Annotated in this window: 21 protein-coding genes, 1 tRNA gene and 1 pseudogene; 10 read left to right on the top strand and 13 right to left on the bottom strand. The window is 53.7% G+C overall.

From position 1 onward, the window contains the following. The 7 genes from AC2FIS_RS21360 to AC2FIS_RS21330 form a co-directional block, all read right to left on the bottom strand. The coding region (locus tag AC2FIS_RS21360) for a calcium-binding protein (protein ID WP_496775279.1) at positions 1-2,579 on the bottom strand (2,579 nt) is incomplete at its 3' end. Positions 2,580-2,601: 22 nt separating this feature from the next. Then, complete coding sequence (locus tag AC2FIS_RS21355) at positions 2,602-3,009, bottom strand: toxin-activating lysine-acyltransferase (RefSeq protein ID WP_496775277.1); 408 nt, start codon at positions 3,007-3,009, stop codon at positions 2,602-2,604. A 2-nt stretch (positions 3,010-3,011) separates the two neighbouring features. Beyond that, positions 3,012-4,586 (bottom strand): Hint domain-containing protein, encoded by a 1,575-nt coding sequence (locus AC2FIS_RS21350; RefSeq protein WP_496775275.1) that lies wholly within the window; start codon positions 4,584-4,586, stop codon positions 3,012-3,014. 9 nt (positions 4,587-4,595) lie between these two features. Further along, on the bottom strand, positions 4,596-4,901 hold the full coding sequence (locus AC2FIS_RS21345) for a hypothetical protein (protein WP_496775274.1): 306 nt from the start codon (positions 4,899-4,901) through the stop codon (positions 4,596-4,598). Between the two features lie 932 nt (positions 4,902-5,833). Beyond that, positions 5,834-6,187, bottom strand: a complete 354-nt coding sequence (locus AC2FIS_RS21340) for a hypothetical protein (protein ID WP_496775272.1) — start codon at positions 6,185-6,187, stop codon at positions 5,834-5,836. Positions 6,188-6,275: 88 nt separating this feature from the next. Beyond that, a complete protein-coding gene (locus AC2FIS_RS21335) occupies positions 6,276-6,779 on the bottom strand; it encodes a hypothetical protein (protein ID WP_496775271.1) in 504 nt (167 codons plus the stop codon). A gap of 385 nt (positions 6,780-7,164) precedes the next feature. Beyond that, the gene (locus AC2FIS_RS21330; protein WP_496775270.1) at positions 7,165-9,816 is read right to left on the bottom strand and encodes an AsmA family protein; all 2,652 of its coding nucleotides are present in this window, start codon (positions 9,814-9,816) and stop codon (positions 7,165-7,167) included. Between the two features lie 365 nt (positions 9,817-10,181). Between AC2FIS_RS21330 and AC2FIS_RS21325 the strand changes: the two genes are divergently transcribed. The 4 genes from AC2FIS_RS21325 to AC2FIS_RS21310 all read left to right on the top strand — a co-directional run bounded on the left by AC2FIS_RS21325 (position 10,182) and on the right by AC2FIS_RS21310 (position 13,826). Next, positions 10,182-10,505 (top strand): potassium channel family protein, encoded by a 324-nt coding sequence (locus AC2FIS_RS21325; protein WP_496775269.1) that lies wholly within the window; start codon positions 10,182-10,184, stop codon positions 10,503-10,505. 180 nt (positions 10,506-10,685) lie between these two features. Continuing rightward, positions 10,686-11,765, top strand: a complete 1,080-nt coding sequence (locus tag AC2FIS_RS21320) for an AI-2E family transporter (RefSeq protein WP_496775267.1) — start codon at positions 10,686-10,688, stop codon at positions 11,763-11,765. Next, positions 11,762-12,826 (top strand): HlyD family secretion protein, encoded by a 1,065-nt coding sequence (locus AC2FIS_RS21315; RefSeq protein WP_496775266.1) that lies wholly within the window; start codon positions 11,762-11,764, stop codon positions 12,824-12,826. The genes AC2FIS_RS21320 and AC2FIS_RS21315 overlap by 4 nt, the downstream gene beginning before the upstream one ends. Further along, on the top strand, positions 12,816-13,826 hold the full coding sequence (locus AC2FIS_RS21310; RefSeq protein ID WP_113791450.1) for a DUF2955 domain-containing protein: 1,011 nt from the start codon (positions 12,816-12,818) through the stop codon (positions 13,824-13,826). The genes AC2FIS_RS21315 and AC2FIS_RS21310 overlap by 11 nt, the downstream gene beginning before the upstream one ends. A 222-nt stretch (positions 13,827-14,048) precedes the next feature. Here the strand turns inward: AC2FIS_RS21310 and AC2FIS_RS21305 are convergent, their stop codons facing one another. From AC2FIS_RS21305 to AC2FIS_RS21280, 6 genes are all read right to left on the bottom strand, one after another. Beyond that, a complete protein-coding gene (locus tag AC2FIS_RS21305; RefSeq protein WP_496775265.1) occupies positions 14,049-14,381 on the bottom strand; it encodes a hypothetical protein in 333 nt (110 codons plus the stop codon). Further along, positions 14,374-15,336, bottom strand: coding sequence for a Mu transposase C-terminal domain-containing protein (locus tag AC2FIS_RS21300; RefSeq protein ID WP_496775264.1), 963 nt, complete (start codon positions 15,334-15,336; stop codon positions 14,374-14,376). The genes AC2FIS_RS21305 and AC2FIS_RS21300 overlap by 8 nt, the downstream gene beginning before the upstream one ends. A 403-nt stretch (positions 15,337-15,739) precedes the next feature. Beyond that, positions 15,740-15,816 (bottom strand) — tRNA-Arg (locus AC2FIS_RS21295). 64 nt (positions 15,817-15,880) lie between these two features. Next, on the bottom strand, positions 15,881-17,263 hold the full coding sequence (locus tag AC2FIS_RS21290) for an ATP-binding protein (protein ID WP_282120566.1): 1,383 nt from the start codon (positions 17,261-17,263) through the stop codon (positions 15,881-15,883). An 18-nt stretch (positions 17,264-17,281) separates the two neighbouring features. Beyond that, the gene (locus tag AC2FIS_RS21285) at positions 17,282-18,700 is read right to left on the bottom strand and encodes a dihydrolipoyl dehydrogenase family protein (protein ID WP_496775262.1); all 1,419 of its coding nucleotides are present in this window, start codon (positions 18,698-18,700) and stop codon (positions 17,282-17,284) included. Between the two features lie 4 nt (positions 18,701-18,704). Continuing rightward, entirely contained in the window at positions 18,705-19,436 is a 732-nt protein-coding gene (locus AC2FIS_RS21280) for a TVP38/TMEM64 family protein (RefSeq protein ID WP_058276315.1), read from the bottom strand. 296 nt (positions 19,437-19,732) lie between these two features. Between AC2FIS_RS21280 and rpmH the strand changes: the two genes are divergently transcribed. From rpmH to AC2FIS_RS21250, 6 genes and pseudogenes are all read left to right on the top strand, one after another. Next, positions 19,733-19,867, top strand: a complete 135-nt coding sequence (gene rpmH, locus AC2FIS_RS21275) for a 50S ribosomal protein L34 (protein ID WP_005632162.1) — start codon at positions 19,733-19,735, stop codon at positions 19,865-19,867. Between the two features lie 25 nt (positions 19,868-19,892). Further along, a pseudogene (gene rnpA / locus AC2FIS_RS21270) lies at positions 19,893-20,319 on the top strand (ribonuclease P protein component). Then, a complete protein-coding gene (gene yidD / locus AC2FIS_RS21265) occupies positions 20,316-20,555 on the top strand; it encodes a membrane protein insertion efficiency factor YidD (protein WP_282171074.1) in 240 nt (79 codons plus the stop codon). The pseudogene rnpA and the gene yidD overlap by 4 nt, the downstream one beginning before the upstream one ends. A gap of 76 nt (positions 20,556-20,631) precedes the next feature. Continuing rightward, on the top strand, positions 20,632-22,248 hold the full coding sequence (locus AC2FIS_RS21260) for an acyl-CoA dehydrogenase family protein (protein ID WP_496775261.1): 1,617 nt from the start codon (positions 20,632-20,634) through the stop codon (positions 22,246-22,248). A gap of 44 nt (positions 22,249-22,292) precedes the next feature. After that, entirely contained in the window at positions 22,293-23,186 is an 894-nt protein-coding gene (ttcA, locus tag AC2FIS_RS21255) for a tRNA 2-thiocytidine(32) synthetase TtcA (protein ID WP_496775260.1), read from the top strand. Between the two features lie 71 nt (positions 23,187-23,257). Continuing rightward, complete coding sequence (locus AC2FIS_RS21250; RefSeq protein ID WP_496775259.1) at positions 23,258-24,790, top strand: putative bifunctional diguanylate cyclase/phosphodiesterase; 1,533 nt, start codon at positions 23,258-23,260, stop codon at positions 24,788-24,790. The last annotated feature ends 93 nt before the right edge of the window (positions 24,791-24,883 follow it).

Here is a 24,883-nt window from a genome sequence, read left to right as displayed (position 1 = left end):
TCGTCACCATCTCCCAGCGCATACCGATACGTGTCAGCACCCTCGCCACCTCGCAAATGATCATCACCAGTAAGGCCTTCGATGGTGTTTGCCCCATCGTCGCCATAGAGGAAGTCAGCATGAGCGGAACCAATCAGCCCTTCGATTTCGGTGAACGTTTCAATGCCACCGCTGATCTTTGCTTCACCGGTTTCTAGTGATGCAATAACACCAAGAGTCGAGTGCCGGTAAGATGCGCGGTCATGCCCTCCACCACCAATGAAGGTATCAAAACCGCCACCACCATGAAGGACATCATCGCCTTCATCACCATACAGAACGTCATCACTCGCGATTGAAGTATTTGTGCCGAGGTCGCCATAAATCGTGTCGTCACCGGCATTGCCGTGAAGAATGTCGTCGCCTCCACGGCCATAGATAATGTCGTTACCGTCAAGGCCTTCAATGAGATTGATGTTGTCATCCCCAATGATGCCGTCGCTGAACCGTGACCCCCGGATGTTTTCAATGTTGCTGTACTGATCACCTACTGCGTCACCCAAAGACCCGGTGCCAGCGCTGAGATCCACAGAGACACTCGTACCGCTGTTATCAAAAGTGAGAGTATCTGTTCCGGCACCTCCATCAATGGTATCCGCCCCCGCACCGCCGCTGATCAAGTCATTACCAGCACCACCTTGGATGTTATCCGCGCCGCCATAGGTTCTGATCTCGTCTTCGCCACCGCCGCCGGAAATTGTATCATCGCCGTCAGAAGTCAGAATAAGATTGTCGCTGGCATCGCCGGAATAATCATAGGCGTCGTTCAATCCCGCAGCTTCTCCCGCAATAATCGTGGCGAGCCAACTTTTTGCCAATGCGCTATCTGGAGATGTCTCAATGAGCGTGTTAATCGCTGCCGTGTTGTTTAGATAGTAGTGATAATCAGCAGCCATTTTCGCGCGCGTGAACAACAAGGAATGCGCCTGTTGTTCAGACAAGCCGGCGATTTCGCTTTCGATGTTTTGGAGATTCAATGCACGGAGGACCTTTAGGTCGCCGTCAGAAGCCGACATGTGGCGCAAAGCATCCACAACAGTCGCAAAGACAACGTCGCCGCTACCCATGTCATAGTTAGTTCCGTCCCCATTACGTAGATGCTCCTCATGGTGCCCAATCGTAATGGAGTAACCATTTGTATAGGATATATCCGTCGACTGCATCAGATCGGAGAACTGCTTTATCTGATCCGAAACAGTTTCTCCAAGAGAACGAGCAAGGTCCTCATTACCGCCGTCGTCAGAGTCAACATCAACGATTTCCCATATGCCAGTGGCCTCATTGTACAACAGATCGGCAAAGGCTTCAGGATCCTTGTCAAATAGCGCGTCTATTATTTTTGTAACAGCAAAGGCAATGACCTGAACCACGATCAATTGAGGTATGAACTGCAGAGCCGCGACAAACTTTAGTGACCCCGCAAATATCTGTGCAAGGGATCCCGCGAACGCTCCTTCCGGAGTCTCTGCTGCTGGGATGACATCATCGAGGACAATGTTCAGTGCGAGACTGATCAGAGACTGGGGAGACAAAAAATTGAACAGGTCAGGATCATAGGCTTGCCCAAGCGCGGACTCAGCTCCAAATACATTGTCGATTAATGTGTCTACGCCATACTCTAGGACGTTGTTGATACCCTCATTCACAAGGGTAGCCATGATCTGTTCCGGTATGCTGTCTATGTCAGTTGATGAGAAGATCTCTCCCATAATCAACTGGCTGACCAATGACACAGTTGAGTCAATTCCGCTCACCGCAAGGTCGATCCCAAAATCTGACCAGGCATCGGTGATCATTGTATTGACGGCTTCACCGTTGGTTTCCGCATAAAGAATGCTGTGATGAATAGCGTTGATGCCGCCTTCAGCGATGTTCTGAATGATGGCATCTATCAGCGTGCCAGCCGCCAACCGCTCCAAATGCGATTCCGCTCCAATAGCGTTCAGAATAAATGGCGTAGCAACGTTCGCGACGCTTCCACCAACTTCATCACCGTAAAGCCAATAGTTATCGTGGATATGAATGTCGACTAGTTCGTTTTCACCGGTCGCAGGATCGGTTTCATAAATATGCTCTTGCTTCAGATAGAATCTGGTTACTCGCTCCCCATTTACTATTTCACCTAGCTCGTAAGTGGATTCAACAATGGTTGTCGCTTCGTTGGGCGGCGACCAAGAAACAGTTTTCCACTTTCCACCGTCTGGTGTCTCAGACTCCCACACCAGACGCCCTTGCGCGTCCTCATAGAGGGCAGTCAGTGTACCGTGAGTGCCAGGTTCATAAAATGACAGCGTTGATGTGTTGTGGACCCTATACCCGCCCGCAATGTAAGTATGAGTACCCTCAACTTCAAAGTTGTAGACCGTGTGCCGCGCAGGTTTTGGATCCAATTCCTCAGGCAATATCGCACTGGAGATCGCTTCTTTCGTGCACTGGTCAAGCGCGAACGCAGATCGGAAATTCCCGTCTAGGCAGAGAAAATCACCAAAATTTGGGCGCACTTCTCCTGCGCCGCGCGTACGCTGCGTTTCAACTTGCATTCTACCGTCCCCATGACCGCTTTTATGCGGTTTTCAAAATTTCCGTAATAAACTGTTCTTTGATTTTCACTGCTGGCGCGAAAGGCGACACGCACTCAACAACAATCAGTTTGGGACCAGATCGCCACTCTTCGAGCTTAAGTGCCGTCTTTTCCCCACTATCCCAGGCCGCCTTGTTCTCCTCGGACACCGTCGCCCAAGAGATAAACGCGACGGGCATGCCGTCTTTTCGAATTAGCTTGAATTGCTTGAGCAAAATAGCTGGTAAAACCCGCTCATCCAATGTCGAGAATGGAAGATCCTTGTGATCCTTCGACATCGACATCAGCCAGCTTGCGATACCGAGAAAAACGCCAAATTCATCAGGCTTGAGAGACCCCGAACCGCCAACACCCAGCGGGCGCCCATCCAGTTTTACCTTGTCCGACATAATCAATGGTACCTTTCCGCCGTCTGCTTCAATCGCCCGGCAATCAACTCTGAGGGGCTGCCTTCCCATTCTCCGCTTATGAGGATGTCTTCCAAGGACTCGCGACTTCGTCGAAGGATGTAATCCTCTGGCCTTGGGAGCGTGCCGAACCAATTCAGAGGCGCTGCGCTGCTACCATCTGCAGAGACGAGGCCCGTTGCGGCATCAAACTCCAATCCCTGAGACCGGATACAATCCAACACAGAAACGGCAACACCATCTTTGTCAAACAACAATGTCCCAACCCGCATTTGACCGGACTTGAGTTTGCCCGCATGCAGGTCTTCGGAAGTCTCCGCGTAAGACACATCGACCATTTGATCTTCCAATTCACCAACAGGCTTATTGGTCGACATGCGGATCAATTCGCCACATTCGCGCACCAGAGCGCCGTCACTTAGAAGAATGTCGATGATCGGAACATGACACCCCGAAAACCGACCGTCACCGCAAAGCGTCACGTGCCCGGGTGTCACCTTCAATCCGTGCACATCAAGAAGATGAGACACCTCGTTCTTAAAGGTGCGAACAACACGACCCGAAACGAGGTTGCCGCCTTCATCGTAGGACGTGACAATGTCGCCTTCCGTGATCAACTCAATCGGCTTCTGATCGCCAAAGTTTAGAGAAATCGGTGTTCCAGCCGCAAAGCACGTATCAGATGGCTGGAAACCACCATTCTTAATCAATGCTACTTGTTTGCCTTGGAACCCGAATTGCTCCAACTGGCTGTTGGATAAAGGTTCTCCATCTTCGTCGACTATCGTAGTAAGAATAGCTGATAGGAACCCATCATTTCCCCTATCTCCACCCGGAATGATCTTTTGAGTTACCGTGTAGGTATTTCCGTCTTGATCATCAAACTCCCACGTTATGGTCGCAGTAGTTCTATTGTTCTCAACATGGGCGATCGCGGCACCATATTGCAGGCCAGCGAAACTTCTAGGCCCCACGGAATAGTCCGGCTCTCCAAAAATTTTAACAAACAGACCTGAGCCATTCATCGTGTACGATAGCTCAACTCCACCGCTTGCTTGAATACCACTTGACACAAAAATTATGCTACCTTCGGGAGTGTTTGAAAGTGCGTATAAAATGGTGTCAACGTCTCCCGTCGATCCAGCGACCAAGAGGTCATCAAGGTAGCCTGCCCCATTGACATATGGAACGGTGGCGCCGAAGCCAACAATTACCCCACCCTCAAGTGTAACTGAAACCCCCTCAAGAGCCGAAACCCCGGTCGGACCCACATAGGCAATACCAAGTTCGCCAACAAATTCACCTGGCAAAGCTGGAATAAGGCTTGGAGTACCTGCAGTCAAAGCACCAGATGCAAGCGTTCTTATTGTTCCATCAGGAGAGTAAACATCGGTAATCGCACCTTCAGCGCCAACAACATTTCCTAACCCAAACTCACCTGCGGTCGTAAAGGTTAGCACATACCCCTCAGAGAGGTTAGCCGCCAAACTAGAAAGCGTTTCTCGGGTGATCGAACCACCCAAATTCGACATCACGTCATTTAGATTTTCGATTTCCATGATACTCTCCTAACTTGCGAGTCTAAAAACTGCAAAAACAAGTGTTGGCAAAATCACGATGCCAAGCAGCATTAGTGCAAAGTGAATCAGACCTATTCGCGCCAGCTCAACATGTTGAGCCCTCAAGGGGTCATCTTTTTTTCGAAAGTAGGCAGATAGCAGTGTCAAAACATTTAAATTTACCAGCTGGCCACTATCAAGAAGTTCTCTATATTTCGTCTTGTTAACAATGCGGCGGAAATTAACTATTGCGGCCGTCATAACAGCAACAATTGCAATGAACCCGACTGCATTTCGGAGATCGACTAAATCCATTTAACTATTTTAATTAGGCGGCGCAGAAATCGGTGAAGTCAATGTTCCGTTGTTCTTCCTGGAAAACTGAACTCTACGACCATTTGTTGCGGCAAGTATCCTCCTCTGAATTTCCCCGATGTCCGACGATGTCGCTGCTTTTGGGGAGAAACATTCTTGACTTGTACAAACTTGGTTGAAACGTCCGTCAAACCAGTAGCCGAGCTCTTCGTTTAGCTGATATCCCTTTGCGCAATAGTCTTCCAAAGTCTTCTTGCACTTCTCATCCTTAACGCTTTCTGGGCGTAACAGCCTTTGAGACTGATACCTGCGAGCATCGCTAAAACACCTATTATTTTGAGTTACCATTGATACAATCTTATCCAGAGTTTACGCAGACGCTAGTCTCTCTATGGTAGAGCAGTCAATACCTAATTCGGACGACTCGAGAACCTCTTGCCTTTGGATGAAATCATCCTTCTCGGCTGATCACCACCCTCCGAAGTGGAAGACTGATACGGGCCGATCACCTCCACCCAGTCCTGACACGCAGTTGCATTCCGATGCTGATGCGCAATAAATGGGTCACGCGCTACCTGTAACTGCAACATGCTAATCTTTACCTGCGTTTGAAAAGATCACCGAAGACGGGGTGCTCACATCTTGAACCGTCACGGATGACAGGAATGACACCCGGGGACCCGGACCCATAAAGCACGGAAACCGCAGGAGACGCCGCACGGTGGGGCGGATCAAACGCGGTGATAGGGGGGACAGCGAACCCGTCTAGGCCCATCATGCCAGGCCAAGTGTCCGGCGAGTTGGTTCCTTCTCGTCCGAGCGCGCCATGTTGTCAGGTAGCGCGCATGGACACCCTATGGTGGAAAATATGCATCATTAAAAGCCGCGAACTTCGCAGTATGGGGTGTTATTTGAAGCGATCTCTGGTTGTATCATCGCCCATCTGGGTCCTCATCACTCCAGTGTCCAAATTCGTAAATTCCCTGTTTCTTCATACGACGTATAAAAGCAAGGTAGTTAATCACCCGGTCGACCTCATCCATGTCTCCAATGGCATAGGCTACCGCAATCATCTTGAACTGAGCCTCAGGATCTTCCGCATTTTTTTCGTCTAGTCGAGCAGGACTCTTTCCAGTCCCCAATGAAGCAGTATTTGTTTCGCCTTCGCTCCACATCCCGTCGAGATAGGCTTTTAAATTGGGCTCGGGATTATTCTCGCCCAACTTGCCTACGGCCTCCCATATCGGTTGAAGCCGTTCAATAAGATTTCTTTGACTGCTAGTCATATCTCTTCACCTCGCAGTACAGCAGTTCAACGTAGTTGCCGCAATCGATAGACCACCACTATTACCGATGAGCATGTGTGGCGGAGCATCAACCTTTCTCCGCCGCCTGCTTATCTTGGTTCCAACTGTCGTGGAGACAGTCTGTTTGGATCGAAGTTCTGCTCCCCATCGTCATTTCCCGAACCACGTACCGTGTCTCGTTCGGGTAAGCACGAACAAACCCAGCCTCGCAGGGAATGGTCTCGATGTCTCTTCGGTCCAGTGCCGGACCCAGATGGATCGCCGCGATCTCAAACTGATCTGCCATTTGTCCCAGCGTTACGTAGGACTCTTCAAACGTCTGAATACTCTCTTCAGTGATGTAGCAACGGTAGTGCTGCGTGTCTGGGTTTCGCAGTTTTATCTGTTTCAGGTATCCACCATCTCGCAATAGCCGGATTGACCGCGAAGATGGGCGAGAATGCCTCGCACCCGAACCTCGCCTACGCCTGCGGGCCGCACCACCATTGTCGAATAGCATTGCCTCGCCACCATCCGCGTTCGCCACGTGGCAGATCAGCAGGAACAGGCGCCTTCGGCGTCTGGTCTGCAAATCATCCTTAATTTTCCCAAAAGGAAGTCAGGATCAATGAAATCGGTCTAGGTGCTGGATGAAGGAAGTGAGGCGAAAATGGTAAGGTTCTGTCGCTGGTGGCAGAATTAGGTGTCGCCTGACAAGGGTGTCGGGCGACACATAGTTTTGCCACTCACGCTTAACTAAGCTATTGATTTCGCTTTAGCTGCCATTTCAATAGTGCACATTTTTTTCCATTTGCGTCTCAAAGGTCTTCCATCGTGTCGGCTGAACTCCAAGAGAGTTTCCATTCGCCTAAAGTGCGGAATATATCGAGAGAAAACCCAAAGCAAAAATCGCTTCCAGAAAGCGATGTCATTCTTTTTGAACTTTAAAAGTGTTTTTTTATCGACTGCCTCCGCCACTACTGCAGTTGTAAAATGTCCGGAACGCAAAGTTTTCTTTTTGCTGGCATTTTGTCCGCACCATCCGATCGTTTCAGTCGTTTCGGACCGTCTTTGACCTTGATCTTCGGCTTTGCTAGCGGGCCCTTCAAGGTCACGGGCCAGGGGCTCTTCGAAAGAGGTTCGCCAATCTTGCGGGGCTGCAGATTTAGGTCCAAAACCTTGCCCGCCACATTAACACCGCCAAAGACGACAACTTGGACATGATCTGTCTCCAATGTGGTTTGTTTCGTCGAAATACTTCCATTTGAAATACTAATCGGCGCACGCAAACATACGATTGGAGCAACCTTTTGTTTCTCTTTAGTAAACACCCAAGGTAGCACCCCAAGCCCCGCCAAATCTAAAAGCTGGGTCTCGATCGAGCCATCACGCAGTGAGACCGTGGCGTTGCCGCTCATTGTGTTGGCAAAATGCTTCGGTGAATCGGTTCCTCCGGTGACCGAAAAATCTGCATAGATTGTACCTCTCGCGCCCTTTTTGAAGTTCAGATTGTGAAGAATATCATCCAGCTGCCAGCCACCTGCTTTGCCGGTCAATGTGAGCAGGTGCGCGTCGTTTGATAGATCCATTTGCCCGCTGACGTCGAAATGAGCGCCTCCGTATTCAAACTTCAGAGGTCCAGCCGTAAGCTCGTTTTTGTTGAGTGTCAGTTCGCTCTGCAAACTGCTGATGCCCTTGGCACCCTCTATGTGCCGAAGGTCAACGTCGACATCCATATCCATACCGGACAAGAGAATTGAACGCCCGATAGGTTTAAGTGTTACATCTCTTAACGCACCTTGGTCGCCCTCGTCTTCTTGCTTAGATTCTTGCTCCTCCGGCTCTGGACCGCCTATTTTCCGCAACTGTGCAGCGGCCTGAACGATAGTTCGAATCTGATCTATCTTTATCAGGTCACTCTCAATGGAACCCTGCAGCACCGGGTCACTTGTTGCATCATCTAGATCGGCCAAAATCTGCAAGACAGAGTCAGCGACCACAACATTGGCACTAACGTTCCAATCGGTGCCTTCGCTAACGAGGTCGATTTCAAGGCGAGCCTGCCCGGTTTCCACGCGTTCAAGCGATAGTGCCTCCAAAAGGTCCGCTCCGGATGGGACTGCGACATCAATTGCCAAATCCAGGTCCTCGAATTTGAGTACATTCTTAACAGTGCCATGCACCTCAAGGATCCAGACTTCCGTTTCGCTTGTCTTTCCATCCAAATTCGTCAGCGAAAGCTGATCTATGTCGCCGTTCAAATGGAAGTCACCGGAAAACCTGCCAAGCTGGTCGTCTGGTCCCAACAATTCTGGCGAGATCAAACTACTTGCCGGAATATCCATTAGGCCTTCAGCTGATATGCCTTGCAATTGCAGCGCGTCATCGACCGAACCGTTCAAAATGAAAAACGGATCGGCAGGGTTACCAATTCGCAAGTTGATGCTTCCGACCCTTAAGGCACCTTCTGGAGTTCTGGAAAGCTCGGAGAACTTTATCGGGGGCGGGCCTTCGCCGGACGTGTCCAGCGTGAAGCCGTTGGTCTTAATGACCATTTGTCGCTGCGGAACCTGTCCGGGCACGCTGTCGATAACCATGTCGACTGCGATAAGTTTAAGATCATATCGCGATGCTGCAGGGGCTGGTTCAGCATCTTCGGGGTACAACCTAATTCGGGTTGTCAGCGATACGTCTTCCGGGTTCCCCAATTCTCCGATCTGCCCCGTCAGCGAAAGGCTTTGTCCGCCATCTAATTCAGCCAATACAGAAAGATCATCAACCTGTGCTACGCCGTCGACTGATTTGAATGTTGCACCAATATTCCCTGTACCTTCTAAAACCCGGTTTAGCTTCAGGATATCGAGAAGCTGGCCAAGTTCGGCAATCTCTACGGTCGTTGTCACTTGCAGACCGTTCTCTTGGGTGGTTTCCTCGGCGACAAAAGCAATCTGTTCAAAGTTCACCGCCACTTTAAACGGGTCTTCCGCGGGAAATGTCGCGTTCAGATCAAACTTCTCTCCGTTTAGCGAACCAGCCCCAACTGCGGTCGCAACATCGGTTTCCGCATCGCGCTTTAAAAGCAACTCAGGAAGCTTCAGATACAGTTCAAGCCCGTTAAGATCACTCTGATAAAGAACGGTGATATCGGTCAGGTCGATTTCGTGGTCCGTTAGAATTCCGGCTACAGGCATGTTTGCAGGTTCAGTAGGTTTCCCGGCTTCGACTTCCGTATAGGAAATGGACTTCCAGTTTCCGACGCCGTCTTTGTCTGTGATTAGGTTCAGGTGAACGCCCGAGAGCGAAAGACCACTCAGCGACAGTTTACTGTTCCAAAGGTCGCGCGCGGAAACTTCAAACTCAATCTCATCGATTGCTGCCAGGTTCACATCAACACTCTGGGAACCCGGTAGTACCAGCCCTGCCGCTGATACCTGCAATTGCCGACCAAGACCCAGACGCACTTCATCTTCTATTCTAACCTCCTGACCAAGTTTCCTAGAGACTAGGTTTTCGACGAAAGCAGTCCTGACCGAGGAAAACAACGCAGAAGACAGTAAAAGCCAAGCTGCTAACACAGCGACAAACGCGACAGCGCAACAAATCAAAATACCTTTTGTAGCGTATCGCACGTTCTTCCCCAAAAAATTCCGATTCATCCCGTGGGCAGCCTAGACCATTTAATCATCAAGTTAATGGAATATGCGGTCGGCAACTGTTCTGAATTCTGAATGATCTTGCCCGTATAGCCGGTATTCTCGCCAATTTGCTCGAACCTCTAAGTAATGGGTAAATGACAAACGCTCGGTTTGTGCGGCCTACCAGTTTCAAAACAGCTGGCTTGAAGTGAGTTTCAAAAGCCGGAAACGGGCGGTTGCATGAGCTTTGATTAGGGCGGCTGGACGCATCTTCCAAACTACTGGCAGTCAGATTCCTTCTATTTCCCACATTCATGTAATTACTGCTATATATGAATTCTTCTATCAACGAGGACACGATGAACTCACTAACCAGAATAACTCGAGGGATAGGCGTCGCCTTCAAGGACGGTAGAGTAAAAGGCATTCTTGCCTTCACAATCGGAATGATTTTATGGGCATCGGTCTTTTACCATTTTGTCGAAGGTTGGAGTTGGCTCGACTCAATCTACTTTTCTGTAGTGACAATTTCGACCGTGGGGTTTGGTGACTTCTCACCTGAAACCGCGGCAGGGAAGATCTTCACAATGATTTACATCATCGTGGGCCTCGGTGTCTTCGTGACCGCGGCGACCACAGTGGCAGATACGATCTTGTCCCAAGACGACAAAAAAGAAGACTAATGGATCACACTCAATTGAACCAAACCGAGTTCGCGCACAGGCATTAGTCTGTCTGTGCATCTCAAGCCGCGGCCCGGATTCATTTGCGTCTTCAAGCTGATAGATGATCACTAAAATTCAAAAAAATATACATATTATGTTTTTTGAGTATAACATTCAAAAAACATATGGAGGGATGGAATGGAAAAGACACAGGACGCAAAGATTGTCGATCTAGCGATACGATTGCTCTTTCTCGGGCTATTCCTCTACAGCGCACTGGTCATGGTGGCCCCGCTTGCAAGCGTGGTTATCTGGGCAACGATCCTTTGTGTGGCGCTTTACCCGGCATTTGATTGGCTGCAGTCCAAGCTGGGAGGTCGGAAAAAGCTTGCCACGACGATCTTGGTTTTGCTGGGCCTTGTTCTGACCCTCGGACCAGTCGCAACTGCGGTGTCTGGTGCCGCAGAACTTGGGTCTGAATTCGCGGAACAAGCAGACAAGGGTGAGTTGAAAGTCCCCCCTGCGCCCGAGGGCCTCAAGGAATTGCCATTGGTTGGAGACAAAATTTCCGATGTCTGGGGAATGTTTGAGCGCAATCTTGACGGCGCGCTTGCAAAATATGGCGCGCAAATCCTTGAGATCACCAAGTCGCTGTTCGGAAAGGTGTTGGGCATTGGTATCGGGCTTCTAGGCTTAGCCTTGTCCGTGTTGATTATGGGGGCGTTGTTCAGTCCCGGGCCAAATTTGGTTCAGGGCCTTCAGCGCTTTGCCAACCGTGTCTTCGCACCGCGCGGCAGTGAATTCGTAACACTGGCAGGCGCAACGATTCGGAACGTGACAAAAGGCGTGATTGGTGTAGCAGCCATTCAGGCGGTCTTCGTTTGGATACTGTTGGCTATGTTTGGGATTTCTTCGGCCGCCACGCTGGCATTTGTCTGCCTGATACTCTCGATTATCCAAATCGGGCCCGGATTGGTTCTTATACCGGTTATTATCTACGCATGGAGCTCCATGTCCGGCGGAACTGCTTTGATCTTCACCATATTGGCCGTTCCAGTCATGATAATGGACAGTTTCCTAAGACCCGTGTTCATCTCAAAAGGCCTCGAGACTCCTATGTTGGTCATCCTCATCGGTGTTCTCGGAGGTATGATGGCGTACGGTTTAATCGGCGTCTTTATGGGGCCGGTTCTCTTCGCTGTCTTCTATGAGCTATTCAAAGTGTGGATTGATACCTCGCCCGAAGCCGAGGGCGTTGCTGAAGGTGCGGCGAAATGAGGAAGACGATATGGACAACCTTGGCCGTCATTCTGATTTTTCTTGTCTGGTACCTAGTCGCTGATCGAAAAACACCGTTTACCGGAAACGCCAGGGTGAAAGCCGTAGCGACCCAGATCGTTCCGCAGGTGACCGGCACTGTGACAGAAGTCTTGGTCGAAAACGGTCAGATTGTCTCGGCCGGAGATGTCCTCGTTAGGATCGACTCCCGACCCTACGAAATTCAGCGCGACAAAGCGGAAGCTGACCTTGAAGAAGCCACTCAAGAAGTAGGCGCATCTTCGGCAGAGGTAAGAGCGGCACAGGCCAAACTAGCAAGGGCGCAGAGCGATCTGGATACGATGCGCATCCAAACGGAACGCGTATTTGCGCTCGAAAAGAAAGGGCTGATTGCCGTCTCAAAGGCTGATGACGCACGAGGGCAATTGGCAGAGTCTGAGGCAAACTATGAGAATGCAAAAGCGGATCTGGAAAAAGCAAAGCAGAGGCTTGGTGAAGATGGGATTGAAAACCCGAAAATCCAGCGCGCGTTGGCGGCCTTGGCGGATGCAGAACTGAACCTTGAATGGACTGAACTGCGTGCTCCGGCGACAGGTGTGATCTCTAATCTGTTGATAGCCCCTGGAACGTATGCGCGATCCGGTCAGGATCTGTTGACATTTCTGGACGCAACTGACGTCTGGATCGAGGCGTATTTTACAGAGAACAACCTGGGAAGGGCTTCAATAGGGTCTCCGGTTGATGTGGTGTTGGATATGCATCCAGGTAAGATTGTTCCGGGCGTCATTGAGAGCTTTAGTGCTGCTGTTTCTTCGAGTGGCGGTGATGAGCCAGGGCAACTTGCAAGTCCGCCCAGCACCAAAGGTTTCTTGCGGGAACCGGAAAGGTTCCCAGTCAGGATCGTATTGCCAGGCTATGAAGCTGGAAGCACCGAAGACGATCTTCGTTTTCAGCTGAACGGGCAGGCCGATGTGATCATGTATCTAAGCGACAACTCGTTGCTGAACCTCGTAGGCCGCACCTACATCCGCGTGGTTTCAATTCTGTCCTATGCGTACTGAGGACCAACGCTCTGTCGCCCGGCTTGCGGTGGGTGTCACCGGCGTCTTTTCCTTGGGCTTGTTTCTTGGGTGGCCACTCGCCGTCGTTGGGGCGGTGTTCGCCGCCCTTTTTCTGCAAGCACCTGCCGCATTGCCTTTGGCAGCATTTGGTAAGCTGTTTGTCTTCTCAATTGGATTGATGTTCATTTCGTTTCTGGTGTCGTCAATCTTCTCACCATATCCTCTTGTTTTTCTCATTCTAGTGGCCATTGGAATAATCCTGTCTTTCATGTGGTCGGTTTCTGGCGCCGGAGTTTTACCCGGAGTTATAGCTCTAATGGGGGCATTGATGATCCCGAACCTAGTTCTGCAGTCACAAGATCTGGCTTTGGTGCTCGTGTATTGGATACCGTTGAACCTGCTGTTTGCAGGCTTCGTATCGACGCTGATGTTCGTGTTGATACCCGCTGAACCTCAAACAGCGGCTCACAAGAAAGCTGCCTCGCAGACGAGTTTCGACCCACATCGCCGAATAGTCAGGATGTCTCTTGTCACAGTGCCTTTTGCTATGGCGTTTTTTGTTTCCGGCGCGTCTGCAATGCTTGTTCTGTTCTTTGTCGCGCTGCTCAGCCAACAACTTGCGGCAATGCCTACTGCAGGCAAAACAGTTGCAAAAGCTATGCTGACGGCAAACCTTCTTGGGGCGGCAGTATCCATCATTTGTTATGAAATAAACGTAATAGCTCCGGTTATTCTCACCCCCATTTTGCTGTGTTTTTTCTTTTGCTTGACGCTCGGAGCACTTGGAAAATCTCAAGTTCCGCTCGCCGCCGCCGCCGGCTCCGCTATTACAACGGCTCTGATTGTATACGGCGGGTCGGTTGCACCGTTTTCAGACGAGGCTGACGTCAAGAGCATCACTCGAGTTTTGCAAGTTGCCAGCGCCGCCTTCTTTGTAATCATCGCATATGTCGTGGTGGATGAATTCTGGCCGGAAAAAGAGCGCCAGGCGACTCAATGAAGCTAGTTGCGACAAAGCTTGGCGCTGAAACCAGCAGAGTTCCCAGTTTGACCGATTTTCGCAACCACCGCACGAATTGCAGCGCCATAACAAACCGCGAACATCGCTGAAGCGGTTTTATGTGAAGCGATCTCTGGTTGAGTGCTCAGCCCCCCAAGCGGACCAAACGAACCACTACTTCAATCGCCGGATTGCAGTCATTGATCCTGTTAGCAGAGAAAGTCAGCGGAGAGCCCATTTTTTAGAAAAGCAACGTGTTCTGGCGCAAAAAATAACGGCGCAGCCAGCTCCGCCGCACTTGTTTTGGGGCCAGCGGGATTTGGACAAGCCAAACGCCCCTGGCCATCTCCCACTGCCAGACGGCCCCACCAGCATAATACTTCTGGCTTTGAACATGACACCGTCGGCATCGTCCGCACGCCGCTGCTCAAGGAGATCGCCAAAGCGTGCGTCTAGCTTGTTGAATTCTGGACGCGGGATATAGAGAGTCCTCAAGCTTTGCACGGTTTTACGGATGTCTTTGTCAGACCGGAAATTTTTGGGGTCCTTACTCATCACCCTTCTCCTCATTTTCATCAGCGTTTTTGGCCGTGGTGCGATCGCCGTTTTCGTCCTCCAGTTCATCGCTGAAGAGCCATTCCTCTTCGTTCACCTCCGGCAGCACGGACTCCTCCTCAGGCAGCGGACCGGGTTGGTAGGGAATTTCATCTGACAGAAAACCAACGTCCGGATCAGGTATCGCCGCCTTTTTGTCATAGGCAATGTCCGGATCAGGTATCGCCGCCTTTTTGTCATAGGCAATGTCCGGATCAGAACCTAAGGACAGACCCCAGAACGTCTCTTTCTGCGCACGTCTGATCTGATCGCTGGTGAGCCTGATCGGGCCAAGCTGCCGCGCTACGCATTGCTCAGCGTCGATTTCCTTGATCCGCCGAATAGCACGGTCCACCACACCCTGCGTTAAGCTTGCCGCCGCGCGATTGTTCTGACGCAATTCAAAGATTGACCGCTCCCAGGAGGCGAATGATACCCCTTCGAGCCCCTCAACCCTTGCACCCAGCGTAGACCACCCGCTGTATTTGCCGCGCTCTAACCAGACAGAAATGTGCCCCATATCTTCGGGATCGATACTGACTTCGACACTCTGCTGGCCGTATTTTTGAAAGTGTTCCGCCAGACGTTTGGAATGATAGTTCACGCCGTTCATCAAAACGCCGTGCCGACCAGTCTCACGATTGAATTTCAGCCCCAGGATATGACGGAGCTTGTGCTTGCTCATCGGGGGAGACCAGCCGAACTCGGTGACCAGCTTATCCCACATGTTGTTTGGTGTTGCGTACTCCAATCCCCGATGCGTGCGATTGTGGTAGACATCGACGGTGAACCGCACCAGCAACTCCAGGATGCTTTCCGCGGTATGCACCGCGTATTTCTCCGATGGGTAATCCCCTCTTTCTCGTGGATTGGAAAAGGTGCGCCCCGTCAAATATGGCATCAACAAAGTCGCCATTGAGCGAAACAAACGCTCGATAATGGGGGCGGCGTGTTAGTTGATGACGCAAAGGTCAAATTCAACTGATGTCCAACGTTGGGGGCGCCTTCTGATGTCGAACGTTCGCTGCTTTTCTGGTCCAACTATGACGGTTGGGTCAGATTCGTGTGACGTTCAACACCTGCGGGCCGCACCACTATTGTCGAATAGCATTGCCTCGCCCCCATCCGCGTTCGCCACGTGGCAGATCAGCAGGAACAGGCGCCTACGGCGTCTGATCTGCAAATCAGCCCTGATTTTTCCGAAAGGAGGTCAGGATCAACGAAATCGGTTTGGGCGATGGATGGAAGGTGTGAGGCCAGAAAAAGGAAAGGTTCTGTCGCTGGTGGCAGAACTATGTGTCGCCTCACAAGGGTTTAAATGGCGGACCGAGGAGGATTCGAACCCCCGACCCCTTGATTCGTAGTCAAGTACTCTATCCAGCTGAGCTATCGGTCCGCGTTGGTGAGGCGGTATTTAGACCCGGTGTTCGGGACACGCAAGTCGATTCTTCAAAAAGTTTTCAAAAAGTCCCATCGCCCCGCGGAAGCCTGATTTCAAAGGTTGTCCCCTCGGGCCCGGTATGCGCCAGTATCAGGTCTCCGCCATGCCCACGCACCAGCTCCTGCGAGATGGCAAGCCCCAGCCCAGAGCCTCCCTTACGCACCCCTCCCTGAAATGGAGTGAACAGGTTCTCACGTGCTTTGGGCGGTAATCCGGGGCCGTCATCCCTGATCTCGACGCACCAGTCGTCTTTATACTCGCAGCCGGCGATCGTGATGCTTCCCGGCTTCCCGGATGCCACCAAGGCCTGACGCGCATTGCGCACAAGGTTCATCATGACACGGAATATCTGCTCTGGGTCTGCCCGGGCCACAAGGTCTTTGGGCACGTCGTTCACGATCTCGACGCAGGCATCTGCAACAGCCAGCTGTTCGCTGGCGACGACATCTGCGGCGACATCGTGCATGCGCACCATGGTCAGTGTCGGCGCAGGTTCTTCTGCGCGTCCGAAGGCCAGCGTGCTTTCGCACAACGACACTGCCCGTGTGATCGAGTTCACCAGCTTGGGCGCCATACGCCGCACCAAGGGATCATCGCTGGTCTCAATCCGGTCGGTGAAGAGCTGTGCCGAAGTCAGTATGTTCCGCAAATCGTGGCTGACCTTGGCCACCGCGCCGCCCAGTTGCGCCAGCCGTTCACGTTGCTTCAAGGCCTGCGTCAGCTCGGTCTGCAATTGCTGCAATGCTTCCTCGGCCTCGCGAAGTTCGGTCACTTTGGAGTTGGGCGAGATGATTCCCCTCGCGTCTTCGGGCGCCCCTGCATAGCGCTGCATATAACCAACAACACTTTTGATCGGTTTCACCAGAACGACGCGCACGGCCAAAAACAAAAAGAACGCGGTGATGATGGAAATTACGAAGGACAGCCCCAGAATGCGCAGGCCATAATCGGTCATCGCCATTCGCAGCGGCATGCTTTCTATGGTGACTTCAATCAGCAGACCTGCCCCTTTGACGGGTTCGCCAATAACGCGGATGACTTCGTTCTCAGTAGTGAACAATCGCGCCAGCGCGTCGCGGATCAACACCCAAGGCCCTGCGTCGCGCAGATCGTAGGTCTTGGTGATCTGTTCCGGAATCGGCGAAGAAAGCATAAGCTGGCGCACCTCATCGCGGCGCAGCACGACGTTATAGACACCCGCGTTGGCCAGCAATTCGGCCTCAAGGTCTTCGGCCAGCATATCGTCAGCCAGCAGCGCCAATGACGCGATCTGCGCGCGCTCAAGCCGGTTCAGCAGGAAATCTTCGCGAAAGCGCGCGATTGAAGGAACAAAGATCAAAATCTCGGCCAACATCACGAAGACCGTCGTCAGGATCAGAAATCGGCCCGACAGCGAATTCAATCTGCTCTCCCTTCTTGGTTAGGGCATCCAGCGTTGGACGAACCTGACCACTTGTTTAACCATCTGATTCTCAAACAGCCTTGGCGAGAAATAGGCACCCGCCACCCGTTTGTTAAGCTCTCCGATCGTCGGATAGGGCGAAACCATCGCGGCGATCTGCCCCATCTTCAGGTTATTGGCCAACGCAAGCGACCACAAGTTGATCAGTTCTCCGGCCTGATGCCCCACGATTGTAGCCCCCACAGGCCGGCCCTTTACGACCATGACCTTGATGAACCCTTTGGTTTTACGCTCAGAAATTGCGCGGTCGTTATGGTGGTAGTCAAAGCGCGCGATTTCGACCTTGTCACCATGGTGTTCGCGAACCTGAGCCTCGGTCAGGCCTACCTGCGCCAATTCCGGGTCGGTGTAGGTCGCCCAAGGGATATGTGCGGTTTTTGCCTTCGAGGGTAGGCCAAACAACGCAGAACGGATGATGATCCCTGCGTGATATCCAGCGACATGAGTGAATTGAAGACCACCAGCAACATCGCCAATGGCGTAAACTTTGCGGTTCGTCGTGCGCAGCGTATCGTCGACCTTGATCCCGTTGCGGGTTGGTTCAATCCCGGCAGCCTTTAGGTTCAAACGGTCTGTGTTGGCCTTACGCCCGGCGGCCAACAACAGGTGAGACCCCGAATAGATCTCACCTGCCTCGGTCACAATTTCTATGGTCCCTTTGTTGTCGCGGATCTGGGCGACCATAGCCTGTTCATGGATAACCACCCCTTCGGCGCGCAAGCTGTCCAGAACGACCGCGGCGGCCTCTGGGTCATCCTTGCCCAGCGCCTTCAGGCCTTCGACAACCGTGACCTTACAGCCGAGTCGGACATGCGCCTGCGCCATCTCCATCCCGATCGGTCCGCCACCAATGATCAAAAGATGTTCAGGCTTGTCGCGCAGGTCAAAGATCGTCTCGTTGGTATAGAATGGCACCTGATCCAACCCCAGAATCGGCGGTACCAACGGCGAAGAACCCGTCGCGATCACCACGCGCCGTGCGGTGATCAAATTGTCGCCCGCCTGCACCTGTGTCGGAGAGACGAAGCTGCCGAATTCCCGGATCACATTTACGCCGAAACCTTCAAACCGTTCCTGACTGTCCATCGGCTCGATCTGAGCGATAACATCGTGAACGTGGTCTTTGGCGGCGGCGTAGTCGACCTGCGGTACTACGTCAGCCACGCCCAGCGCGGCAGAGTGTGCCTGACCGTAAGCTGCCTTGCCGCTGGCAATAAGGGCCTTGGACGGGACACAGCCGAAGTTGAGGCAATCGCCACCCATCTTGTGACCTTCCAGCAGGATCACATCGGCCCCCATCTGGCTGGCGCCCGCAGCGACTGACAGCCCCCCGGACCCGGCGCCAATCACCAGGATGTCGGATTTCAATTCTTGCATGATTTCAGCGGTCCTTTCGGCCACGCAGGGATTTGATGACAATTGGCAGCGTGGCCAGCACACACAAGCCGATGATCGGGCCAATCACAAATGGTTCCCATAACAGCGATACATCAGGTGTTTCGCCCCGGTCGAACACACCACCCAGCCCGACACCGATCCAGGTGTAGACGATTCCGCCAGGGATAATGCCCAGCGCGGTGGTGATCAGGAAATTGCGGAACCTCACGCCAACCAGCGCAGGCACCAAGTTGGCCACAAAAAACGGCACAACGGGAACAAGACGCAATAGAAACAGCACCGAGATCTCATTCTCGCGTAGCCCGTCTTTCAGTTTCCTGATCGTCCCTTCCGAGGACTCAAGCCGTTTGGTCAGGGATTCGCCCAACCCCCAGCGCGCCGCCAGAAAGATAGCAGAGGCTCCGATGGTTGCCGCAAACACGTTGAACACAGTTCCGGCGAACAGGCCGAAAAGAAACCCGCCGGTCATTGACGCCACTGCGGCACCCGGCAGCGAAAACGCGACGATGACAATGTAAATGCCAACGAAAGCTGCCGCCATTGCCCAATAGTTGGCGTCGCGCCAGGTCAATAGCGCCTCACGATTGTCGCGCAGGGTCTCAAAAGTCAGGTAGTCGCCCAGTGTGAAGAATCCCACCGCAGCGACGGCGAGAATCACCAGCAATGGAATATGCCGCGCCAACCCGTTGCGCGGTGCCTGAGTCGTTTCGCTCATAAGGCTGTCCGGTTTGTTACGTTTCATTCTGACCCCAACATGCGCTGCTTGCGCCCTACGCAACAGGGGGCTCACGCTGCCTTGATGTTTTTGGTAGGGAATGTGAGGGTTTGGGGCGATAATCCAGCTGTTTTGAAACCTTTTGCCCTACCCGATTACAGAATTGTTGCAAAAGCCACGAAAACCCCCACCTAGGGGTTTGACTTACCCCCCACTACCCAGTAGAGGACGGGCTTCGAACACCACGGGCAGGCGAATCCGCGCTGCACCCGACCGCATAGATTGGAGACGGAGCGATGAAACGCACCTATCAGCCTTCGAACCTGGTTCGCAAACGCCGCCACGGTTTCCGCGCGCGCATGGCCACTAAGGCCGGCCGCAAAATCCTGAACTCGCGCCGCGCACGCGGCCGCAAGTCGCTGAGCGCGTAAACCGCTCACCGATCAGGTTATGAACATGACGCCGCCGGAGGCCCCTCGTGGATGGTAAGAACCAGCCCGGGGAAACGCCCCCGGCGGCGTCCGTTTGCGCGCCTGAAACTTTGACCGTTCTCAGGAAACGATCTGATTTCCTTAAGGCAGCGCGTGCCCGCAGGCAGGGCACATCTTCGATGATGGTGCAGGCTCGCAAACGTACCCCGGACGAGGCGACCGGAATTCGGGTAGGCTTTACCTGTTCCAAAAAGGTTGGCAATGCCGTTGCCCGCAACCGCGCCAAGCGCAGATTGCGCGAAGCCGCGCGAGCTGTTCTGCCCGTCAATGGCCATGACGGGTGGGATTACGTCCTGATCGGCCGGGCTGAAACGACGGCCGCTCGACCATATGAGGCGCTTCTGGACGATCTGCGTTATGCGCTTCGCAAAGTGCACAGCGGGCGGAAATGACCCTCTTCTCTCATATCGTGGCTTTGCCTGTCAGGGCCTATCGGCTGGTCTTCAGTCCCTGGGTTGGCTTCAATTGCCGATACCAGCCCACCTGCTCGGCCTATGCGCTGGAAGCATTGGAAAAGCATGGGGCCATCAAGGGAAGCTGGCTGGCGGCACGGCGGATTGGCCGATGCCATCCCTGGGGCGGCGATGGGTACGACCCCGTGCCAAGCCGCAAGGAAGATGACAGCTGATCTTTATGACCCTCCGTCAGCCTTGACCCATTCGGACATGCGCTGAACACTTGAACCCGTACTGCCCGAGGTTCAGATGACATCCGACGCCCGCCATTCCCTGCCGACACATGACGTATTGAATCAGCCGCCTGTGCGCGGGGATTCTAACCTCTGGTCTTCAGATCCCGTTCTGCGAAACGCCGTTCATTTCACGGGCGGTCGCGAAGCGCCTTTAGCGGCTTACGGGGAAACGTTGGGACGGGTGGAAACCCGCGAGCTGGGGCGTGAGGCCAATCGGCACCTCCCCGAACTTCGATTGTTCGATCAGGGCGGTAGGCGCCTGGACGAGGTACGGTTTCACCCCGCCTATCATGAGATGATGCAGATCAGTCAATCTGCCGGCTATGCGGCCTTGGCCTGGGACGGTCAGTCCGGCGGCCACACGACCCACGCCGCGATGATGTATCTGGCCAGCCAGGTTGAGCCGGGCCATTGCTGCCCATTGACCATGACCTACGCGGCAATCCCGGCTCTTGCCGCAAATGAACAGATCGCCTCGGTCTGGCGGCCAAAGCTCATGGCGCGCAGTTATGATCCGACGACGAAACCGGTCGAACAAAAATCCAGCGCCACTCTGGGCATGGCAATGACCGAAAAACAGGGCGGTTCGGACGTGCGCGCCAATACCACCATCGCTACTCGAGACGGAGAGCACTGGCGTCTGCGCGGGCACAAGTGGTTCTGCTCGGCCCCGATGTCGGACGGATTTCTGACCCTAGCGCAAGCGCCGGGCGGGCTGACCTGTTTTCTCGTCCCACGCTGGCTGGACGGTGAACGCAACGCCATTCACCTGATGCGGCTCAAGGACAAGCTGGGCAACAGATCCAACGCCTCATCCGAGATCGAATATCACGATGCACTGGCTTACCAAATGGGCGACGAAGGCGCGGGTGTTCGGACAATTATCGAGATGGTCCATCATACCCGGCTGGACACGGCCGTGGCCCCGGCAGGCCTGATGCGCGCAGCGCTCACCGAGGCGCATCATTGGGTCACCCATCGCAGCGCTTTTCAGCGCCGGTTGGTCGACCAACCACTGATGCGCGCTGTTCTGGCGGATCTCGTGTTGGACTGGGAGGGCGCGCTGACGCTGGGGATGCGCGTCGCACAAGCCTTCGACGGCCAGTCACCCGAAGACAAGGCCTTTGCCCGTATCAGTGTCGCCTTGGCCAAGTTCCTAAATAACAAGCGATGCCCGGCCGTAGTCGTTGAGGCAATGGAGGTGCTGGGTGGCATGGGCTATGTCGAAGACACGCCCCTGCCCCTGCTGTATCGCGAAGCCCCGCTGAACGGTATTTGGGAGGGGTCGGGCAATGTGATCTGTCTCGACATTCTGCGCAGCCTGTCTCGCGACCCGCTGGCCGCTGAGGTCCTGCAGGCCGAACTGGATATAGCAACGGGTGTCGACCACGGCTATGACGCCGCGCTCAAGGCGCATCGTGATCGGTGGCCCGGGCTGCCGCCTGAGAGTGAAGCCCGTTGGTTTGCCGAACGTACTGCATTGCTGCTGACAGCAGCTCAGCTATTGCGTCGCGCACCCGCGGCCGTTGCAGACGGGTTCATCGCCACAAGGCTTTTGGGCAACAGCGGTCGCATTTACGGATCGGTATCCGGGCTGGACACGGACGCCCTGCTTGCCCGACTGGGCTGACCCGGCCACTTGCCCGGTTGGCTTAACTGCTGTAGGGGCAGCGCATGTTTGACGAAGCTGACGATATCCACCCGCTCTTTGCAGGCGCGCCCTCGACCACCGAGTTCAAAAAACTGCGCAAACGCATTGTGCGGCAGACCCGTGAAGCCATCGAGCACTATGGGATGGTGGACCCGTCCGCGCATGACAAGGACGGGAAACCGCCCCGCTGGCTGGTATGCCTGTCCGGCGGTAAGGACAGTTATACTCTGCTGGCCGTTCTGTACGAACTGAAATGGCGTGGCCTGCTGCCCATCGATTTACTGGCCTGCAACCTCGACCAGGGCCAGCCCGGATTTCCGGCCACTGTCCTGCCCGAGTTCCTGGAACGAATGGGCGTTCCGCATCGCATCGAATATCAGGACACCTATTCCATCGTCATGGACAAGGTTCCGCAGGGCCGCACTTTTTGCGCCCTGTGTTCGCGCCTGCGCCGAGGCAACCTGTACCGCATTGCGCGGGAAGAGGGATGCTCGGCCGTCGTACTGGGCCATCACCGCGACGATATCCTCGAGACGTTCTTCATGAACCTGTTTCACGGCGGGCGCTTGGCCACCATGCCGCCCAAGCTGGTGAACGAAGAAGGCGATTTGTTCGTCTTCCGCCCCCTCGCCCATGTGGCTGAGGCCGATTGCGAGAAATTCGCGACCTCGATGAACTATCCGATTATCCCCTGCGACCTCTGCGGCAGTCAGGATGGGTTGCAACGTCAGCAGGTCAAACAGATTTTGGATCAGTGGGAAAAGAACAGCCCCGGACGCCGTCAAGTGATGTTCCGGGCCCTGACAAATGCGCGTCCGTCGCATCTTTTGGACCAAAAATTGTTTGATTTTCAAAATCTTGCACTCAAACCGAATGAAAATGACGAAAATTCGGGCGAAATTCCGCAGCTCCGTTAACGAGTGACTCAGATTGGTTTCCTAGGGTCGACCTGAGCGTTTCAGACGCAAAGTAGAGGCCCGAAGATCCGATGTGGAAACATATCTCAGTCAGCAGAATTTTTGACTCTCTTGCCATGGTGCTAAGCGGCCCGCCCGCCTTGGCCTTCGCGCCTGCGATCAGTCTGGCCGCGTATTGGATTGGTGGTGAGCGGGCATTGGTTGTCGTGGCACTTACCCTGCCACTTGTGTTTGCCGCGGTTTCAACCGCGCACAGTGCCAGCAACCGGGAAAAAGACGATAACGGCCTCATGTCTCTCGATAGATTTGCCGCCGAGATGGAAACGCTGTTCACGGAAAACCAACGCACCGGTCACGAAGCTGCCTGCATGGTTGTCGAATTGGACGGGTTTTCTGAATGTCTTGATCTGCACGGCAATGCGGCCGGAAACCTGATGGCTGAGCAGTTCCGCGATCGCGTTCTCTCTGTCATCCGCTCCCATGATATTGCCGCGGGTCTGGACCAAGGCAAGATTGCAATCGGCCTGCATGCCGCACAGAATCTGGACCTGGAGGCTTGCATTCAGATGTCAGGGCGCATTCAGGCCGCTGTTGACGAGCCAATCATGCTGAATGGGACCAGCGTTTACATGTCATGTTCAATCGGGTTTTGTTTGCAATCCACTTTGCCCGACATCACCTTTGCCGAGTGGATCGATGCCGCCAACGCAGCCTTGGCCGAAGCGCAAAGAAACGGCCCTGCAACCATCCGCGCCTTTTCATCTGAAACGCAGCGGAGGGCTCGCGTGCGCGCCAACCTGCGCAATGAGTTTATTGCGGCATTGGATAGTGGCGAAATCCGCCCATGGTTTCAGCCGCAGATTTCCACCGACACCGGCCACGTTACCGGGTTCGAGGCGCTTGCCCGTTGGGAACACCCGCAGAAAGGCGTGTTGGGACCGCAGGTTTTCCTGCCTTTTGCCGAGCAAGCAGATCTGATGGAACGCTTGGGTCAGGTGATGCGCCATCACGCTTTCGCCGCCATGCACCAGTGGAACCGTGCCGGTGTCGTCGTGCCCCGGATTGGCGTGAATTTCTCATCAGAAGAACTGCGCGACCCGGCGTTGATCGACCGTCTGAAATGGGAGCTGGATCAAAATGACCTGACGCCCGACAGATTGACCGTCGAGATTCTTGAAACAGTGTTTTCCAGACGGCCCGATGACGTGATCACACGCAACGTGATAAGCATGTCCAAGCTCGGCTGCTGCATTGACCTCGATGATTTCGGCACCGGCCACGCGTCCATTGCGTCGATCAAGCGCTTTGACGTCTCACGCATTAAAATCGATCGGTCCTTCGTTGCAAAAGCGGATCGGGACGCAAGCCAGCAGCAGTTGGTCAGCGCGATTTTGACCATGGCGGAACGGCTGAATGTCGAAACTCTGGCCGAGGGGGTCGAGACACAAGGCGAACATGCACTTATGGCGCAATTGGGTTGCGACCACGTGCAGGGGTTTGGAATTGGCAAGCCCATGCCATTTGAAAAGACGTTGGACTGGATGGCCGCACATCAGAACAAACTCAACGGAATGCCAAAAATCGGGCGTCAGGCACGTCCTTAGGCGCGAATTAACGCCACAGAACCCCAATCGGTGATGAATTACAGGGCGATTCCGCTTGACCTTTGGGCCCGCACTCTGTTGAACCCAGCGGGT

The organism is Ruegeria sp. CDSB113, assembly GCF_059611045.1.
Note: the sequence above shows the minus strand (reverse complement) of the source record. Positions and strands in the feature narration are given on the sequence as shown.

Excerpts from the sequence above, each read along its gene's own strand:
- AC2FIS_RS21260 (WP_496775261.1), top strand. The coding sequence starts at position 20,632 with ATGACATCCGACGCCCGCCATTCCCTGCCGACACATGACGTATTGAAT.
- AC2FIS_RS21320 (WP_496775267.1), top strand. The coding sequence starts at position 10,686 with ATGGAAAAGACACAGGACGCAAAGATTGTCGATCTAGCGATACGATTG.
- AC2FIS_RS21310 (WP_113791450.1), top strand. The coding sequence starts at position 12,816 with ATGCGTACTGAGGACCAACGCTCTGTCGCCCGGCTTGCGGTGGGTGTC.
- AC2FIS_RS21300 (WP_496775264.1), bottom strand. The coding sequence starts at position 15,336 with ATGGCGACTTTGTTGATGCCATATTTGACGGGGCGCACCTTTTCCAAT.
- ttcA (WP_496775260.1), top strand. The coding sequence starts at position 22,293 with ATGTTTGACGAAGCTGACGATATCCACCCGCTCTTTGCAGGCGCGCCC.
- AC2FIS_RS21285 (WP_496775262.1), bottom strand. The coding sequence starts at position 18,700 with ATGCAAGAATTGAAATCCGACATCCTGGTGATTGGCGCCGGGTCCGGG.
- AC2FIS_RS21345 (WP_496775274.1), bottom strand. The coding sequence starts at position 4,901 with ATGGATTTAGTCGATCTCCGAAATGCAGTCGGGTTCATTGCAATTGTT.
- rpmH (WP_005632162.1), top strand. The coding sequence starts at position 19,733 with ATGAAACGCACCTATCAGCCTTCGAACCTGGTTCGCAAACGCCGCCAC.
- AC2FIS_RS21305 (WP_496775265.1), bottom strand. The coding sequence starts at position 14,381 with ATGAGTAAGGACCCCAAAAATTTCCGGTCTGACAAAGACATCCGTAAA.
- AC2FIS_RS21350 (WP_496775275.1), bottom strand. The coding sequence starts at position 4,586 with ATGGAAATCGAAAATCTAAATGACGTGATGTCGAATTTGGGTGGTTCG.
- AC2FIS_RS21250 (WP_496775259.1), top strand. The coding sequence starts at position 23,258 with ATGTGGAAACATATCTCAGTCAGCAGAATTTTTGACTCTCTTGCCATG.
- AC2FIS_RS21340 (WP_496775272.1), bottom strand. The coding sequence starts at position 6,187 with ATGACTAGCAGTCAAAGAAATCTTATTGAACGGCTTCAACCGATATGG.
- AC2FIS_RS21280 (WP_058276315.1), bottom strand. The coding sequence starts at position 19,436 with ATGAGCGAAACGACTCAGGCACCGCGCAACGGGTTGGCGCGGCATATT.
- yidD (WP_282171074.1), top strand. The coding sequence starts at position 20,316 with ATGACCCTCTTCTCTCATATCGTGGCTTTGCCTGTCAGGGCCTATCGG.
- AC2FIS_RS21355 (WP_496775277.1), bottom strand. The coding sequence starts at position 3,009 with ATGTCGGACAAGGTAAAACTGGATGGGCGCCCGCTGGGTGTTGGCGGT.
- AC2FIS_RS21315 (WP_496775266.1), top strand. The coding sequence starts at position 11,762 with ATGAGGAAGACGATATGGACAACCTTGGCCGTCATTCTGATTTTTCTT.
- AC2FIS_RS21325 (WP_496775269.1), top strand. The coding sequence starts at position 10,182 with ATGAACTCACTAACCAGAATAACTCGAGGGATAGGCGTCGCCTTCAAG.